11 protein-coding genes, 1 tRNA gene and 4 pseudogenes are annotated in these 16,006 nt (G+C 59.1%); 8 read left to right on the top strand and 8 right to left on the bottom strand.

Going from position 1 to position 16,006, the window contains the following annotated elements:
- Nucleotides 1–126: 126 nt before the first annotated feature.
- A pseudogene (locus Q5701_RS22875) lies at nucleotides 127–1,575 on the bottom strand (ISNCY family transposase); the annotation flags it as partial.
- Nucleotides 1,576–1,915: 340 nt separating this feature from the next.
- Nucleotides 1,916–2,104: pseudogene (locus Q5701_RS23095) on the bottom strand (transposase); the annotation flags it as partial.
- A gap of 472 nt (nucleotides 2,105–2,576) precedes the next feature.
- Here Q5701_RS23095 and Q5701_RS13630 point away from each other — a divergent pair.
- From Q5701_RS13630 to Q5701_RS22865, 4 genes and pseudogenes are all read left to right on the top strand, one after another.
- Entirely contained in the window at nucleotides 2,577–3,203 is a 627-nt protein-coding gene (locus tag Q5701_RS13630) for a hypothetical protein (protein ID WP_306751522.1), read from the top strand.
- A gap of 418 nt (nucleotides 3,204–3,621) precedes the next feature.
- Nucleotides 3,622–4,470: a viperin family antiviral radical SAM protein gene (locus Q5701_RS13625; RefSeq protein WP_306751521.1), complete on the top strand. Its 849-nt coding sequence runs from the start codon at nucleotides 3,622–3,624 to the stop codon at nucleotides 4,468–4,470.
- A 312-nt stretch (nucleotides 4,471–4,782) separates the two neighbouring features.
- A complete protein-coding gene (locus tag Q5701_RS13620) occupies nucleotides 4,783–5,340 on the top strand; it encodes a J domain-containing protein (protein ID WP_306751519.1) in 558 nt (185 codons plus the stop codon).
- Nucleotides 5,309–5,416, top strand: a pseudogene (locus Q5701_RS22865) (hypothetical protein); the annotation flags it as partial. The gene Q5701_RS13620 and the pseudogene Q5701_RS22865, both read left to right, overlap by 32 nt.
- A 36-nt stretch (nucleotides 5,417–5,452) precedes the next feature.
- Here Q5701_RS22865 and Q5701_RS13615 read toward each other — a convergent pair.
- The 4 genes and pseudogenes from Q5701_RS13615 to Q5701_RS13600 all read right to left on the bottom strand — a co-directional run.
- A pseudogene (locus Q5701_RS13615) lies at nucleotides 5,453–5,596 on the bottom strand (transposase); the annotation flags it as partial.
- Nucleotides 5,597–5,986: 390 nt separating this feature from the next.
- Nucleotides 5,987–7,150 (bottom strand): metallophosphoesterase, encoded by a 1,164-nt coding sequence (locus Q5701_RS13610; protein ID WP_306751518.1) that lies wholly within the window; start codon nucleotides 7,148–7,150, stop codon nucleotides 5,987–5,989.
- 26 nt (nucleotides 7,151–7,176) lie between these two features.
- The gene (locus Q5701_RS13605; RefSeq protein ID WP_306751517.1) at nucleotides 7,177–8,712 is read right to left on the bottom strand and encodes an ADP-ribosylglycohydrolase family protein; all 1,536 of its coding nucleotides are present in this window, start codon (nucleotides 8,710–8,712) and stop codon (nucleotides 7,177–7,179) included.
- Nucleotides 8,713–8,948: 236 nt separating this feature from the next.
- Nucleotides 8,949–9,083 carry a hypothetical protein gene (locus tag Q5701_RS13600; RefSeq protein ID WP_306751516.1) on the bottom strand — a complete coding sequence of 45 codons (135 nt, stop codon included), beginning with the start codon at nucleotides 9,081–9,083 and terminating at the stop codon, nucleotides 8,949–8,951.
- A gap of 1,481 nt (nucleotides 9,084–10,564) precedes the next feature.
- Between Q5701_RS13600 and Q5701_RS13595 the strand changes: the two genes are divergently transcribed.
- Nucleotides 10,565–10,951: a hypothetical protein gene (locus Q5701_RS13595; RefSeq protein WP_306751514.1), complete on the top strand. Its 387-nt coding sequence runs from the start codon at nucleotides 10,565–10,567 to the stop codon at nucleotides 10,949–10,951.
- A 59-nt stretch (nucleotides 10,952–11,010) separates the two neighbouring features.
- Complete coding sequence (locus Q5701_RS13590) at nucleotides 11,011–11,895, top strand: tyrosine-type recombinase/integrase (RefSeq protein WP_306751513.1); 885 nt, start codon at nucleotides 11,011–11,013, stop codon at nucleotides 11,893–11,895.
- 242 nt (nucleotides 11,896–12,137) lie between these two features.
- On the opposite strand, the gene Q5701_RS13585 is transcribed toward Q5701_RS13590, so the two are convergent.
- Nucleotides 12,138–12,227 (bottom strand) — tRNA-Ser (locus Q5701_RS13585).
- Between the two features lie 46 nt (nucleotides 12,228–12,273).
- On the bottom strand, nucleotides 12,274–14,076 hold the full coding sequence (gene edd, locus Q5701_RS13580) for a phosphogluconate dehydratase (protein ID WP_306751512.1): 1,803 nt from the start codon (nucleotides 14,074–14,076) through the stop codon (nucleotides 12,274–12,276).
- A gap of 144 nt (nucleotides 14,077–14,220) precedes the next feature.
- Here edd and Q5701_RS13575 point away from each other — a divergent pair, with 144 nt between their 5' ends.
- Nucleotides 14,221–15,414 (top strand): RSP_2647 family RNA methyltransferase, encoded by a 1,194-nt coding sequence (locus Q5701_RS13575; protein WP_306751511.1) that lies wholly within the window; start codon nucleotides 14,221–14,223, stop codon nucleotides 15,412–15,414.
- Nucleotides 15,414–15,953 carry an RSP_2648 family PIN domain-containing protein gene (locus Q5701_RS13570; protein ID WP_306751510.1) on the top strand — a complete coding sequence of 180 codons (540 nt, stop codon included), beginning with the start codon at nucleotides 15,414–15,416 and terminating at the stop codon, nucleotides 15,951–15,953. Before Q5701_RS13575 ends, Q5701_RS13570 begins: the two co-directional genes overlap by 1 nt.
- Nucleotides 15,954–16,006: the final 53 nt, after the last annotated feature.

The raw sequence follows: 16,006 nt of genomic DNA, 5'->3' as shown, positions 1-16,006 counted from the left end.
ATGTTCCCGAGCGGTTCCTGCTTCCTTCCTGAGAGACGAGAGCGGATGGCCTCTGTCGCGCGAAGCTTCCACATTGCGCAGCGCGTCACAGCCCATCAGCGGTGTCGCGCAGGGACCGACCCCAAGCACCAGTTCCCGTGCCAGCTCGCCTCTCAATACCTTCAGACGACGTTGAACGGTTCGGAGCAATCCGCGCTGGAATAGATGTTTGGATAAGCAGCCTGCAATTTCCTGAGAAGATCATGCCCCGTCTGTGACTGGTCTTCCAGGAACCATGCTTTCAGCTCATCGGTCACTCTCGCGAGAGGATCCGGACGCCGCCGCCCTCGTGGGTCGGACCTCTCCCTCCTTCCAGGCATGCCGGAGACCGCTGAGGAAGTCTTCGACATCTGCTTGCTTGGGGGCCCTATCATTAGCGAAAGACTCCGTGTCGGTCAGCGCCGTCAGCCGGGCTTGAGATTGCCGGATGTCGTGCAGCAGCACGACCGGATCAAGGCGTGCAAACTGCTCTGAGAGTTCAGCCTTGGCAGCTGCCGAGACTGCTGGATGTGCCAGCACGCGCTGGAAAGGTGTCAGGGGAGCGTGGTAACGCTTCGTCACACGCGCGCCGTCGCGGGTCTTCTCCACCAGCTTGAACGACGGTTGGAAGAAGTTCACGAAGAGCCTCATGCTGCGATACAGGCACGCCAGTTCGCGGGCGGCGGCAAACCCGGTATACCGACGGTAGCCGACCATTCGACGGACTACGGCCCCGTTCTTTTGTTCAACATGGGCCTGATCAGTCTTTCGATACGGCCCGTGATCGGGTGAACTCGGCGCCCGCGGCCTCGCACCAGTCCCTGATCGTTTCGTTCATGAAGACGCTGTCATTGTCCGTATCGAAGCCGCGCAAAGGAAACGGCAGGATCGGGCGCAGAGCGGTCAGCACCTCGCCGAGCAGACTTTGTTTACGAAACAGCAACGGCGCACATTTCGTCCAGCCTGTCGCCACGTCAGTGAGGGTCAGTCTCTGCACGAAGCTGCCGCTCGCGGACGGGCCGCTGGGCGCCACAAGGTCAGCCTCCATATACTCCGGTGCCGGATCATCCCAATCGGCGTGGGTGCGGACCGGCACACTCTGGCGCACGCCCGAGGCGTGCGCATTCCGACGGTGCCGGCCACCAGAGGCGGTCGAGCGGACGGCAGCCAAAGCGCGGTCGATCGTGGCGGCGCTGATCTGCAGGAGCCGCGCACACCGCCTCGTCCAGTTTCAGATGGTCATGCCGTTCCATGGCAGGGATCAATATTGGAATGAGCGGCTTCAACCGGTTGCCGCAGATCCGGTCGGACGCTTCCCACAGGACCACCAGAGCCTCCCTGACCGCTTGGTCATAGACCCGCCGTTCCGGTCGGAGCCGAGATCTCTCCACAACGGGCTCTTTCCGGAGTAGCCGTTCCGCGTGCTTGCGATGATACTCGGTGATTTCGGCGAATTCGGACAAGATGCGGCCTTTTCTCGCCACGCGTGGCGCCGCGGTACCGCGCCGCAACCGCTACCAAGAGTTCGTCTCTCGTTCCCATGCTGACCCGCCTCATGCTCGCCCCCGAACGAAATTGCTTCGGGAACATTTTTAGTGACGCAACAAGTCATCCGTGGGGAACAATTCTGGCGAGACATTGCAAATCTCATCCTGTTTGTCGTGCAGCATTTTGCCGCCACCAGGAACCGCAACCGATTGGATGGGAAGATTATAGGCTGGCCACCAAGGCGCGCACGATCGACGCAATCCGTTCGGCCGTCGCCGCGGCTTCCAGACGGATCACCCCTCCGCCGATGAGAATCTCCGGCCGGACCACGGCACCACCATCTGCATGCGACGCAGGCTCGGCAGACCACCATCAAGCCGGCGAACTCTACCGGGCCTTCTCGAGCGGGCAGCTCCAGCCGCCTTGTTCGCGCCAGCGTCCACCAAGAAGAAACATGGTTGGCAGGAATGCCGCGCTGTCGCCCCACTTCATTCACGGTGACCCCCGGCATCAGCGTCTCCGCCGCAACCCGCGCCTTCACCTCATCCGGCCACTTCTGGCTCCGGCGGCTGCGTCCGTCAGCCGGGAGAAACTCCAATGCAGGCTCCTCGGAGAAACTCCATTCGAACAATCATCCCGGTCCAACGAACCGATTAGGATGCAAGTCGGAAGGTGGGGAGCAGAATACGCTTAAGCTCATGCTCAGGAAGGCAGCGGAAAAGTGGGCCGTCACGTATGACAGCCGCCCAGAAACAGAGATTTGCCACTGTAGATTCTAAGACCAAGTCATCGCACGAGTGGGAGATGCCACAAGCACCGGAGGCGATGTTAACTTCACAGAAACGTTTTCTCTGATACTCCGTCAGATACTGCCGGGCTAAAGCCGGCTGCTTTGGAGAAGGAACACAGATGATCTTTAAGAATATGTTGCTTCCGAGAGTAGGCGGGTTGCAGGGCCGAAGTGGCTCTTATAGAGATCCTTCTTCGATTTGCGCCTGCTATTTCCTTGTAAAAACTCGGTGGCATTCTCTTAGAAGTACAGCGCCGCGGCAGCTTGTGGAGAAAGTTTGATGCTTTTATCCGGAAGCCTTCAATCCATTTTCGTGCTTGCACTATTAGGCACCGCGTTCAGCGGTTCGCTAAGTGAGGCCAAGAACTTGATCATCGAAGGTGTTGTCCTGCCACACACCGCTGGCACTTTCGTTCGCACCAAGGTTACCGATGATGAATCCGCATATCCTGGTCTCGGCCAAACGATATCCTACAGCTCGGACTTGGATTTCAGCGCTACAGCTTACGTCTATGACCTCAGTTTGCCAAGTATTCCGGAGGGTCCATTATCGGACCTTAACAAAAGAAACATGGCGCAGGCATTTCGTGACGTCCATGCAGTCGCAGGCCGGGAGGTAACGGTATTGAACCAGGGTGTACTCGGAACTCCGGAGACAGGCGGGCTCTTTGATTGCGTTCACATGCGACTATTTCAAAATTTTGACAGCAGAAGGTCTTTTCTATGTAGCACGGGGATCAATGGCCGGTTTCTAAAGCTGAGGGTGAGCGGGCCTGACGAGGTAGGCAGTGAGCAAGTCTTCGCAGATTTCGTGTTCGACATTGCTCATGCCAATAAAGATGTCCTTTACGGGATCGTGCCACTGAGCTCCTCAGACAACGAGGTGGGCTCGGTGGGGAATGAATAGTCAATTATCAACATCAAATGTGCTGAAAGGTGCCCTTAGGAGCTGATCGAACCAGCTTCTTTACCGTTAGACGCAAGGCTACGATAATACGACGTAGGCTACATCCATCGGGCGGCCACGTTAAGGCGCTTATGGATTGAGCTACTGCTCTGCCCAGCAAAAACTGTTCTCCCAAAAACATTTGGATCTTCACTGGAAAAGCAGACGTCATGTACCTTCTGAGGGTTCTTGGCCATACAAGTGATCGATCGCGTAGGCCGGGACGATTTTCTGGACTTTGCGACCGGAAACTCTCCGGAAAAGCAGTGGAGATATCGTACTAAGAATGAGCAGCCGCGCGGCCAACTGCAAAGCGCATTGAGCAATCCAAGACTCGACAATGGCTGTCGCTAAGAAGAAACGCCATGGAGACGACTAAATGGTAGTTGAGGTTCACGAGCTCGTTATTAACTGGCACATCCGAGAAGAATGCAATTTTGACTGCTACTTTTGCTATGCAAAGTATGATCAGAACTCTTCGTTTCGCCGGTCCTATGATCTTGTCCTCCGCGATCTCGCGCGCCTTGCCGGAAAGCGGATCGATCTGCATCCTGTCCCAATCCGTGCGGAGCGCATCAGGATAAATTTTGCCGGAGGAGAGCCATTCCTTGACAAGCAGTTGGAGCCAGCCATTGAGTTGGCATTCGAGCTCGGCCTTGCGCCATCATTCATCACCAATGGCAGCATGATCACTGAAGCTTTCGTGCATCGCTACGGCCCAATGATCGCAGTAGCGGGCTTTAGCCTCGATAGCTTCTCGAGCGATGCCAACAGGGCCATCGGCCGTGTCTCGCGCCAAGGGCAAGAGGTCAAGGCGGCTGATCTCAAGAGAGTGTTCGAGATCTTCCGAGTCAAGTCACCAAAAACTCTCCTCAAGATCAACACTGTCGTTTGCCCCGAGAATGTAAACGAAGACATGCGCATGGGCCTTTCAGAGCTTAGGCCGAAGAGATGGAAGATGCTGCGGGTCATTCCAATCCACGGTGGACGCGCTGTGTCAGACGAGGAATTTAAGGCATTCGTGGCGCGCCATCGGGATGTGCCTGGCGCGGTAGTGGAGGATAATGATGATATGCACAGATCCTACATAATGATCGACCCCCAAGCGCGCTTTTACCAGCGTGAGGGATCTGGTTATCTGCGTTCCCCTCCAATTACGGAGGTCGGCGCCATGGAAGCACTGCGCGGTGTTGAGTTCAGTGTGGGCGTCTACGCTAAGAGATATTGACCACATCTCGGCAGGCAAATGGTGCAGGGGACGATTAATCTGGTTCACCGGTCGTCACGCCTCGCCCAGCTGGCGAACTGCACACCCCACGAAGAATGGCTGCGGAATGATCTGGAGAAGGCCGCCATTCGACATACTAATGTCGAATGGCACAATTCCATGTCTCGGAGGTCAAGGCGAGGCGCCTGCCGGAAACTTTCAATGTTGAGCCACACTGCCATCCAGGTCAATTTGAAGCATTTGCTTGTGCGTTCTGTCATCCCACAATGATATCTTGCGTCAGATAGTTACTTTCCTCAGAGCATTTATGTCGTGAGACCGCATTCAAAAAAACGCATTGATGAAATTGAAAGCCTTGTAGCGCATTGGACGAATGATCCAACCAAGCTCAGAGAACTCCTCAGCGAACTGGGGCACCGGACTACCTCCCGCGCGCAGTCTCTGCGGTTGCGTGTCCAGCAGCTTATAGCGGAGGGGAGCCGAAGCCAAAACACCGGGAGCGGTTCTGGTGACTCCCGCCGCAACCCACAGGACGGCCACGACCTGTCTGAGGAGGTCAAGCGCCTGCGTGCCGAACTGATGCTTCGCAGGCGGGAAGTTTCTACGCTGCAGGACCAAAACGCATCTTTGGCCCGTAGCTTGGCCGCTGAGCGGAAAAAAGCTGCAGGCAGCGGCAGCTTGAAGGCCTATGACCTGCTTCAGGTTCAGCCAGACCTTCCAGATTTCGCGCTGAAGGCGTTGCGGCGTGTGTATCAGAAGGCCTATCACCCCGACCAGTGTCGCGATATGGACCCTGGCGAGGCGAACGCAAGATTTGTCGCGTTCGAGACCGCTTTTGATGAAATCGAGTCGAGCAGAAAGTTCCGATGATCTACAAGAAGAAGTTGATCGAAGTCGCCATCCGCTCAAGGCGATCAATGCGGCGTATGCTCGGGAGAAATCGATCCGTCTTGGACACCCCAGTACATTGCATTTGTGCTGGGAGCCATTCTCCGTCGCTCTGAAACTTGATCTTGGTGCTGTGGACCAGCAAGTTCCGCAGTCCCGGCGCGCGGCGGCTTGATATCTGAACGGCAAAGGTCTTCTGTTTGCGGCTCAGCGTAGAGAATTCCGGCACCAGCCACTCGGCTCTCCCATGAGTGCTGGCCAGCTATCATGCCTGACAGAGGACGCACTGGACACTGTCACTGCCAGGAAGTGCCCGACGTTCCGTTTTGTACCATCAGGCCGTTCCGAGATAACCAGTCGATGAGTTGCACGGACGCCATCGAGAACAGCCCAATTCCCAGCACTGCGACGATAAGTAAGGCAGCTGAAAGAAGAATGCTCTAAGCAATGGGGTGCACCCGGCGATTTAGGGCTTCATTTAGGAATTCCTTAGATGCCTGTCCCGTTTAGAAATGTTTGTTCTATCTGATTCGTTGTTTTCTACTGGACTCAACTGTATCGCAATTCGCATGTCGGCTCAGAGGCCTGCAATTGGCAAAAAAATCTTTTTCGGCCGACTGAGCAGCGTTCAATAGCGCGACTCTTCCCAAACAATTGCCCGTGGGATGTGGGCGGGTAGATAATTGGCAAGAGTATAGACAATGGTCTCGTCGTCCCTCCGCTTCACGTGGGTGGGGGACCAAGTGTAATAGACTCCATCCGGATCGCTTTCCCGATAGGATGGCTTGAGACCAAGGGCGGCATGGACGTCATCTTCAAAGCCACGCGGCGTACGCAACCGGATCTCGAGGACGAACGTGCCCCAGCCCGTGGAAATCAATTTGTTGCCTGCAAGCGCCAGCTTGTGTGCCGGAATTTCTTGGAGCCTCGTAGGGTCTATCTGGGTCTCTCCGCTCCAGCGGTAGACACAGGGAGTAGCGGGGTAGTCCAGGCACAGGACGTGTTTGCTTTCGACGCGCGGCTGGCCGTCCATCTTGTAGTGGCCCACAAAAACGGGCGCCGCGCCCGCGGGATGAGCGGGGGTGACGATATCGCCGGGAAGCGGACTGTCGGGCAGACTGCTGCGGTCTGGAACAGAAAGGGCCGCATCGCGCCAAGTCTTGTCCTGACGCCACCAGGCAAGGCGAACATCCTGGCGTCGGTCACCGCGCTTGTCGAGGAAGGATACGCCCCTGGGAAGGGCAACCTCCCGCCCGGAAGTAATCAACTTGACCGCACGGCCGAAATCTGTGTCCTCACGCGCAATCTCGGGCAAATCCTCCGGCCGCAGCCGACCATCAGGGCGGCGAACCCGGATCAGTTCAATCTCCGGCTCGAACCAGCAGGCGTGGACCAGTTTCAAGCCTTGCCGGTCATACCAGAGCGGCAGTGCCTCAAGGAACCAGTCTGTCCATGCCAAGGCCTCAGGTGTTTCCACGCCGATGGCTTCGATGAAGCTGGCGTGCTGACCCGCATTCTTCTTGGTCTGCGCCCTCAAGGGCTGGCCATCGGCACCGCGACGGTGAAACAGGATGGCGTTCAGCTCGTGATTGCCCATGATCGCGATGGCTTGGTCCCCATCGATGAGGCCTCGCACGCGCTGCAGGACCCGGCGGTCATCGGCCTGCTCCATATCCCCCTTTCCGGCATCGATGAAGTCGCCCAGGAAAGCCGGCTTTGTGCCAGCGGCCATGGATAGGCTCGCTTCGAGACGACGCCAGTCGGCATGGATGTCGGGAATGATCGTGAACATAAGAAATCTTTCGATGAGAGGTCGGCTCAGACGCCCGGATAAAAGCGCCACAGGTCGCGTGCGAAGTCTGCGTCCGGGCACCGCGCACGATGCAGGTCCATGGCTATCCGGCCGATGAGGTCAGGGCACTCGATTTGCCGGCGCCACGGATGCCCCATGACCTGCTCGGAGTAGAGCAGCCCCAGCAGGTTGCCGGCAATTGCGCCGGTGCTGTCGCTGTCACCGGAATGGGTCACGGCGATGCGCAAACCTTCCTCGAAATCGCGGGCTGCAAGTGCCGCATAGATGGCGATCGACAGGGCCTCCTCTGCCACCCAACCGCCGCCCAGTGACTCGACGGTCCCAGGGAGGCCATCGAGGCGGGCAGCGCGTGCAGCATCAATGGCCGTCATCACCCGGAGATCCAAGTTCTTGCCCTGCAGCCGGTCGAGGGCACGGCTCAATGTCTCGCCTTCAAGCAGGAACGACAGTAGCCAGGCAAATGCCCGTGCTGCGTCCCTTCCAGTGCGGTGCCCATGGGTCAGATGCGAGGTCTCGTCAGCCAGTGCGTCGATGTGGTCGCGTTGAAACAGACCGACAGGGGCAACCCGCATGATCGTGCCGCAGCCTTTGCTGTCGTTCTGCGCCAGATCGCCGAATGCCCGGCTGGCAGAGAGTGCCGAGAGGCAGGTGGTGCCCGGTGCACGTCGGCGGTGCAGACGCGGGTCGCGGATCAGTCCGATGCTGTCGATCCAGTCGATCGGGCTGCGCCCACCTTGTGTCAGGTACCACCGCAGCAGGGCGTGATGCACGACCCCCGGCGGATGACACATTCCTTTCGACACGGCGCGCACCATGGCCCGGACCAGCCCTTCGCCGGTAAATAGCGTCATCTGGGTATCGTCCGTGATCGCTGCCTGCACGCCATCATGAGGCAGGATCCGATCAACCCCGTCGGGGAATTGGGTGCGTATCTTGTCGAGCGACCAGAATTCGATCTCGGCACCCAAGGCATCGCCGATGGCACCTCCATAGAGACTGGCCCGGATATGGCCGAGCACCGGGTCATCCTCGGCCATCAGCGCCTCCAGCCACCGACGCTGGACCGGTAACGGCCCGGCGCCCTTGCGCGTGCGAGCCACATGAGCCAGCGCCTCGGCCACGCGCTCCCCGCGTTCGCACTGGATCAGGGCCGCGACAAGGCCGGTCCGCTCCCGCCCGGACAGGCCGTGGACAACCACGCGCCCTCCCGCCTCGAGCCGCTGGTGCAGGACGGGAGAGATGGCTCGCCATCCCTGATACCAATCAGCATCGGGCGCTTGCCCTTTCGGGATGGGTAACCTGAGCCACAGGATGCCGGCTTCTCGGAGCTGCTGATCCATGTTGCTTTCGGGATCGACCAGGCGCTGCAGTTCGGCATCTTCGATGAGCGAAACAAGAATGTCGGTCCGCCACAACTTCAACCTCAGCACATCCATGCCAAGGTCGCGGGCCCAATCGCTCCCCAGCTCCGCCGCACCTCGACGTCCCGGACAAAGTGTCATGCCAAGCCTGCCGGCCGCGACATCAAAGCTGTCGATCATCAGGGGATGGCTTTGGGAGGTTCGCATGGTGGCTCTTGTGTAAACTGTCTTGCTGGATCGTCCTTCGGCTATTCAGAAAGTTCAACCTCTGGATGTGCCCACTTGGGACTTGGTTAAAGTGTGTGGCTTTAACTACACCGTAGCTTGGCGCCTCATGCGGGCCTTACCCGAACATGCCGTTCCTTAAGACTTAAGATTCCCGAGGGCAGGGATCAGCACACCGGTGACGCTCATCACTACCAACGTATTTTCTGCAGTCCCTGAGCAATGTTGAAAGGCGCGCGCTCATCACCCATACGGGTGGCTGCGAGGGCATCTTCGCAATTTTCTTCCTGCTGCCCGCTTTCTTTAAACAGGCTGAACTTAGTCAAGCGGCCTTTCAATGGCAGTCAGATGGGCGGCTTCCCACACAAAAGATGATTTGTGGAGAAAGCCCAGGTTCGGTCAGATAGCACAGTCATCGGAGGGGATCAGGCCTCCCCATAGCGGGGATCTCCCTCAGGCTGATGCCATGAATGAAGCTCAGAGCCTGTGGGACACCGCAGTGCTAACCCATTGGTCTTGCTGACCCCTATTCGTCCTTGTCGTGGGACACTTGGTCATTGAAGTCATCGGGTTTATCTTGATTCTGACAGTCCCCTACGGGCTGCCACTTTAGCTCTAACCGTTCGGCGTTACTGCTCTGCCGTGTGGTGAGCGCGGGAGATAGTGTCCGCTATAGATGTTGGACACTATGGTGGGAGCGTGGCGCGTCGGACGAAGCGGCGAGAAGCGGCCGATCTGCTCCAGACGATGGCTCCGGGAGTATTGGTAGCTCAGTCAGCCCGCCGCTATGGCAACCGGCGGGACACCCACTTGGTTCCTCTCACGGCGATTAGTTCCGCAGACCAGACTTTAGAGGGGCGTGCTTCGCGTGCGAGTGCCGAGATGTCTGGCGGTACAGCCACATATACACGATCGCTCTTCTGAAACTGCAGAACAGTTGAAAGTTTCGGCGTGAGAGCTCTCCAAAATTGTGGGAAAGAAGGGAGCAGGTTGTCGCATTTAAGCTTTTTTCGAAAAGACCTATTTCTCATGTGGGTTATAAGTCTGAAAACCCGAAAAAGCGTTCACCCCCGGAGCCCGATTGGCCGAAAGCCATCATAATTGCGCTCCTGAACAGAGTTCGCCACTTCGACTTTTTCGTCATCTGGCATGCTGGGTTTTTCTGCACCCACTTTTTTCAGGTAAGTCAGCAACAAGAAAGATGTCGTTCTCTGGGAATTTAGCCCGAATGACGTCAAAGAGCAGGGATGGCATTCCGCCTCGGCTTTTGCGCCACCTATTTGCTGATGGTGACGCAAATGCCGAGCCGCGAGAGCCATAACCCACCAGTCCTATCGGCAGAAAAAGGTCGCCCAGCTTGTCACCCTGTGCATTCAGCGTAGGGCATATGATTAGAACAAGAAACAGCACTATGGTATATCAAATAGAATGATCAATAGCTGCAAGGGTACTACGCGCCTATATCGACATACGTAGCGACCTACTTCACCGTGCTGCGGTGCTGCTGAGCGGACGTACGTTGCTCGGTCCAACCCTGCGGCTGCTCAACGGGATTAAGTTCGAGTGCCTCTGCGACGCCGGCGCCAACCTCGCGCGGCTTCGTTCAGCCGCTGTGGAACTCCGCGACCTCCCGATAGCCCACTGCCGCTTATCTCTCTGAATGAAAAAAAGATCAATTCTCTCGAGGGAGATTGGTCGACTATTGGCCATTCACTGGGTGAATTGAACTGGGGATTCAAACCAATTTCTTCCCAATCGAAGCAAGCTCATTTTTCTCACGCAAGCAGTAAGTGTAGGAGAAATGCAGATGACCCACAAAGCCAGTCAAACCCAAACTTCAGCTTCCGAAGAAATGGCCAATGTTCTGGAAACGATGAAACCAAGGCTCAAGGCGTCGATCATTGCAAAGCTGAGCGGTCTATCACAGCGGGTAATCACGCAGCATGCAACGAATAACTGTATTCCAGGGGCCGCCAAACACGGTGGTCTTTGGACATTTGATCACGATTTGGCTCTTCTTTGGATAAACGAAGGCAGCAAATGTCAAGAAGTAAAACAAACCTCAAGAATATCTTCAAGCCGAACAACAGCAAATTCTACTGGCTCCGTGTCAAAATCAACGGCGTCCCACACAGAGAATCGCTTCGAACAACTTCTCAAAGCGTCGCGGCGAAAAGGGCCAAAAGCCGCATAGCGGAGCTCAGGGGACTCGCGGAGGCCGGGGAGTTAGATTGGACCTTCTCTACCGGCCTGTTGAAGTTTTACGAGGCCTTGGACCAAGAAAATTCCGGCTGGGGCGCGCAAACCCGGAAGCGCTATCGGACCAGCCTCCGCCAAATCCTCCGGGTGATTGAGGAAATCTGCGAAGATTTCGGCCAGGATGTTAGGACTGTCATGGCAGCTGAAATTAAAGTCGCGACCGTGTCTGAATTTGTGTCCCGGCGTCGCTCCGATGGCGTGACGATTTCCACAATCAACCGAGACCTGACGGCATTCGGCCAGCTGATGACGGCGATGAGGAACGACGGTTGGATTGAGGAAAATCCGGTCAAGCAGTTTGAAAAACAGGGCATGAAGGAAGTTCTACCTGATATCGTAATGCCGACCGAGTCTGCAATCGCCAGGCTGTCAGCCAGAGCTCCCGGCACGCTGACCTATTTTCCTGCGTTCCTCGATGCCACGGGCGGACGGGTCACGGAAATGGCTCGTCTGAAACGGACGGACATCTCCGGGATGGAGAATCCCATTCAGGGTAATGTCTTCGCCACACTAAGAAACACCAAGGGTGGAAAGGTTAGGACAATCGAACTCACCCAAGACGCGATCGACATCCTGTTGCAAATTCCACTATCGAATGCCTCGGACTACGTTTTCTGGAACGTGAGCGATCATGGCTACTACAAAGATCCCTCAAGCCTGTTCTGGGAGTACGGTCAGGAAACCGGGTTCGGCGCGCGCATGCACGATCTGCGTCACAAGTTTGCGGTTGAACGGCTGCGCGACGGTTGGTCCGTTTACAAGGTGCAGAAATACATTGGGCACGGGTCGGTCCTCACTACGGAACGTTACTACTTCCGATACCTGTCTCAAAAGCAACAAGAGCGCGCGCGCTCTGATGGAGATAACGGCTTCAGATAAGATTTGAACCGAGCCACATCGCCGAGGGGATCCTGCGTCAGCTGGGTCCCCTTTTTGCTATGTCTTGATCAGGACCGGAACGGTTAATCGAAGCATAGATGACGTTCAAAGAGCATAACCGGCATCCCCTCGAAGGCTCGAAAGGGGTCATAGTATGACACTTTATGGCTCAGAGCGTATGATCTTCCATTGTACGTTGTGCGCCCACAAACCGAGATTGCCGAGCTTTTTCAAAACCTTAATGGCGGAGCAGGTGGGATTCGAACCCACGGGACCATCACTGGCCCGGCGGTTTTCAAGACCGCTGCCTTAGACCACTCGGCCACTGCTCCGTGGGCTTCGGTAAACCTTGGCAAAGAGATTGCCAAGGTCCAACTGTCAGACCACCACGCCTGCGCCCTCGGTGGCGGGACCGGCGACGGCGCGGAAGGCTGCGAACAGTTCCCGGCCCATGCCCTGACTGCTGGGGACGGGATCATGGACGGCCGCAGGGCGGGATTCGAAATCCGGGGCCAGGCAGTCGATCGTGCCGCCGACTGCATCAAGGCGGATCATGTCTCCGTCCTGCACGCGCGCAAGAGGGCCGCCCACCGACGCCTCGGGAGAGATGTGGATGGCGGCGGGCACCTTGCCCGAGGCGCCCGACATCCGGCCATCGGTCAGCAGCGCGATCTTGAATCCGCGATCCTGAAGGACGGCCAGGATTGGGGTCAGCGAATGCAGTTCGGGCATTCCGTTGGCGCGCGGACCCTGGAAGCGGACGACCACCACGGTGTCTTCCGTGAACTCGCCTGCCTTAAAGGCGGCCTTTACCTGTTCCTGGTCGCTGAAGACACGGGCCCGGGCCTCGATGACGTGGCGTTCGGGGGCCACGGCACTGATCTTGATGACGCCCCGGCCCAGGTTGCCCCCCAACTGCTTCAACCCGCCGGTCTTGGCAAACGGGTCGTGGACAGGGCGCAGGATCTTGTCGTTCAGGGTATCGCGCGCGCCTGCCTCCCACCGGATTGCATCCCCGTCCAGGCGGGGTTCGGTCGTATAGCCGTCCAGGCCGGTGCCGTGGATCGTCTTGACATCTTCGTGCAGCAGACCCGCGTCCAGCAACTGCGCGATCATGTAGCCGATGCCCCCTGCCGCGTGGAAATGGTTCACGTCGGCCAGGCCGTTGGGGTAAACGCGCGCCATCAGCGGCACGGTTTCGGAAATGTCATGGAAATCCCCGATGTCGATCAGGATGCCGGCGGCCTTGGCCATGGCGGGTATGTGCATGACAAGGTTGGTCGATCCGCCCGTCGCCATCAAGCCCACGATGCCGTTCACGAAGGCCTTTTCGTCCAGCACCTCGCCCGCGGGAAGGAAGTCGTTGCCCAGCCGCGTGATTGCGGCGGCACGCTGAACGCCCGCCACGGTCAGGGCGTCGCGCAGGGGGGTGTTGGGATTCACGAAGCTGGATCCGGGCAGGTGCAGCCCCATGAATTCCATCAGCATCTGATTGCTGTTCGCCGTGCCGTAAAAGGTGCAGGTGCCGGGGGAATGATAGGACGCCATCTCCGCCGCCATCAGGGCGTCACGGCCGACCTCGCCGGCCGCGAATTGCTGGCGGACGCGGGATTTCTCGTCGTTGGGCAGGCCCGAGGGCATGGGGCCGGCGGGGAGGAACACCGCCGGGATGTGCCCAAAGGTAGCGGCGGCCATGACCAGGCCTGGAACGATCTTGTCGCAAACACCCAGGTATAGTGCCGCGTCAAAGCAATCGTGCGACAGCGCCACGCCTGCCGACAAGGCGATCACGTCGCGAGAGAACAGCGACAGTTCCATTCCCGCACGGCCTTGCGTCACGCCGTCGCACATGGCGGGCACGCCGCCCGCGACTTGCACGGTCGCGCCCGCCGCATTGCCCGCGCGGCGGATCAGGTCCGGATAACGCTCGTAAGGCTGATGGGCCGACAGCATATCGTTATAGGCGGTGACAATGCCGATATTCGGCTTGCGCGTCAGGGCCAGGTCGTCCTTGTCGGGCATCGCGGCATAGGCGTGGGCCTGGTTGCCGCAGGACAGATGGGCGCGGCGCGGGCCTTCCTCGGCGGCCCGGGCGATCTTTGTCAGGTATGCGTCGCGCGTGTTGCGGGACCGGGCGCGGATCCTGTCGGTGACGCAGTCGATTGTGGCGTGCAGGGTCATGGCTGGCTCCTTCTTGCGCGGCAATATACGTTGTTAGCGATAACGGATCAACGGGGCATGTCGCAGGCATGGCATTGACCCAGCGACGGCCTTGTGCCGGGCGGGTCGCCATGCCAGATCCGGGGCACGAAAAGGATGAACCCGATGACCGATCTGCCCGTGCTGCGCCTGCGCCCGAAATCCAAGCCCCAGGCGATCCGCCACGGATTTCCCTGGGTCTTCGCCGACGAATCCGTGCTGGACCGCCGCAGCCGCGCGATCCCGCCGGGCGGTTTTGCGGTGCTGGAGGATGCCGAGCGCAAGCCCTTGGGACTGGTGACGGTCAACCCCAACAGCAAGATCGTGGGCCGGGTGATGGACCCCGACCCCGAGGCCGTGATCGACGCCGAATGGTTGGCCGCAAAATTGACGCGCGCCTTGCAGTTGCGGGAACGGCTGTATGACGCACCCTTCTATCGCCTCGTCCATGCCGAGGCCGACGGGCTGCCCGGCCTGGTGATCGACCGGTTCGGCGATGCGGCGGTGATCCAGCCGAACGCTGCCTGGGCGGACCGGATGGCGGATGACCTGGCGGATGCGCTGATCCGGGTGACGGGCGTGTCCACCGTGATCCTGAACGGGCAGGGCCGCGCGCGCGGGCTGGAAGGCTTGGACGAACGGATGGAGGTTCTGCGCGGACAGGCGCCCACGGAACCCGTGGCCGTTCCGATGAACGGTGCCACCTATCTGGCCGATCTGATGGGTGGGCAAAAGACCGGGCTGTTCTTCGACCAGCGGCCGAACCAGGCCTTTGCGCAGCGGCTTTCCAAGGATGCGGCGGTGCTGGACGTGTTCAGCCATGTGGGCGGCTTCGGCCTTGCCGCCCTGGCGGCGGGCGCGGCCCACGCGACCTGCGTCGATGGCAGTGCCGCGGCCCTTGATCTGGCAAAAGGCGGGGCAGGACGCATGGGCGCGGCGGACCGTCTGGAAACCTTCCAGTCCGATGCCTTCAAGGCCATGGAGAAGATGGCCGAGGAGGGCCGCCGGTTCGACCTGGTGGTCTGCGACCCGCCTGCCTTTGCGCCTGCCAAGCCTGCATTGGACGCAGGCCTGCGCGCCTATGAACGGGTGGCAAAGCTGGCCGCGCCCCTGGTCGCGCCTGGGGGCTATCTGGTTTTGTGCAGTTGCTCGCACGCCGCCGACCTGACGGCGTTCCGCAATGTCAGCGCGCGGGGCATCGGGCGCGGCGGGCGGCGTGGAGTGCTGATCCATACGGGCCAGGCGGGGCCCGATCATCCGACGCTGCCTCAGCTTGCGGAAACCGGCTATCTCAAGGCGCTGTTCTTTCGGCTGGATTGATGCGCGCGGTTCTTGACGCCAATGTCCTGTTCCCGACGATCCTGCGGGAAATCCTGACCGATCTGGCGGGGGCGGGGCTTTACGTTCCCCTGTGGTCGGCCCGGATCCTGGCCGAATGGCGTCATGCGGCGTCCCGGCTGGGCGCCGATCAGGATGCCGTCGCGGGGGCCGAGATTGCGTTGCTGCGCATCAGGTTCCCGCAGGCGGAACTGCCGGACGACGGTTGCCAGGCCATCGACCGGGATTTCCCCGATCCGGCCGACCGCCATGTGGCGGAAACCGCCCTGGCAGGGGACGCGTCGCTGATCGTCACGGCCAACCTGCGCGATTTTCCTCAACACCTGATGACAGGGCTGGGGCTGCGTGCGATTCATCCCGACGCCTTTGTGCTGGATTTGTTCGCCGCCGATCCTGCGGCAGTCGCGGCGGCTGTTCAAGCAGCGCGCGACAAGGCTGCGGCCATGGGCGGCAACATGACGGTAGGGGATATGCTGAAACGCAGCCGCCTGCCCCGCTTGGCCAAAGCCGTGAAAGGTTGAACCGAGTTGCTGTTAACGCTAACAAGAGATATGGCGATCCCTGCCCGCAAGGA

Source organism: Paracoccus actinidiae, from assembly GCF_030863885.1.
Lineage (GTDB): Bacteria > Pseudomonadota > Alphaproteobacteria > Rhodobacterales > Rhodobacteraceae > Paracoccus > Paracoccus everestensis.
The sequence above is the reverse complement of the archived record's forward strand: the minus strand, read 5'-3'. Positions and strand labels throughout refer to the sequence as shown.

Bases quoted from the DNA above. Each gene is read 5' to 3' on its own strand.
- Q5701_RS13630 (WP_306751522.1), top strand. From the start codon at position 2,577: ATGCTTTTATCCGGAAGCCTTCAATCCATTTTCGTGCTTGCACTATTA.
- edd (WP_306751512.1), bottom strand. From the start codon at position 14,076: ATGACCCTGCACGCCACAATCGACTGCGTCACCGACAGGATCCGCGCC.
- Q5701_RS13625 (WP_306751521.1), top strand. From the start codon at position 3,622: ATGGTAGTTGAGGTTCACGAGCTCGTTATTAACTGGCACATCCGAGAA.
- Q5701_RS13575 (WP_306751511.1), top strand. From the start codon at position 14,221: ATGACCGATCTGCCCGTGCTGCGCCTGCGCCCGAAATCCAAGCCCCAG.
- Q5701_RS13570 (WP_306751510.1), top strand. From the start codon at position 15,414: ATGCGCGCGGTTCTTGACGCCAATGTCCTGTTCCCGACGATCCTGCGG.
- Q5701_RS13595 (WP_306751514.1), top strand. From the start codon at position 10,565: ATGACCCACAAAGCCAGTCAAACCCAAACTTCAGCTTCCGAAGAAATG.
- Q5701_RS13605 (WP_306751517.1), bottom strand. From the start codon at position 8,712: ATGATCGACAGCTTTGATGTCGCGGCCGGCAGGCTTGGCATGACACTT.
- Q5701_RS13610 (WP_306751518.1), bottom strand. From the start codon at position 7,150: ATGTTCACGATCATTCCCGACATCCATGCCGACTGGCGTCGTCTCGAA.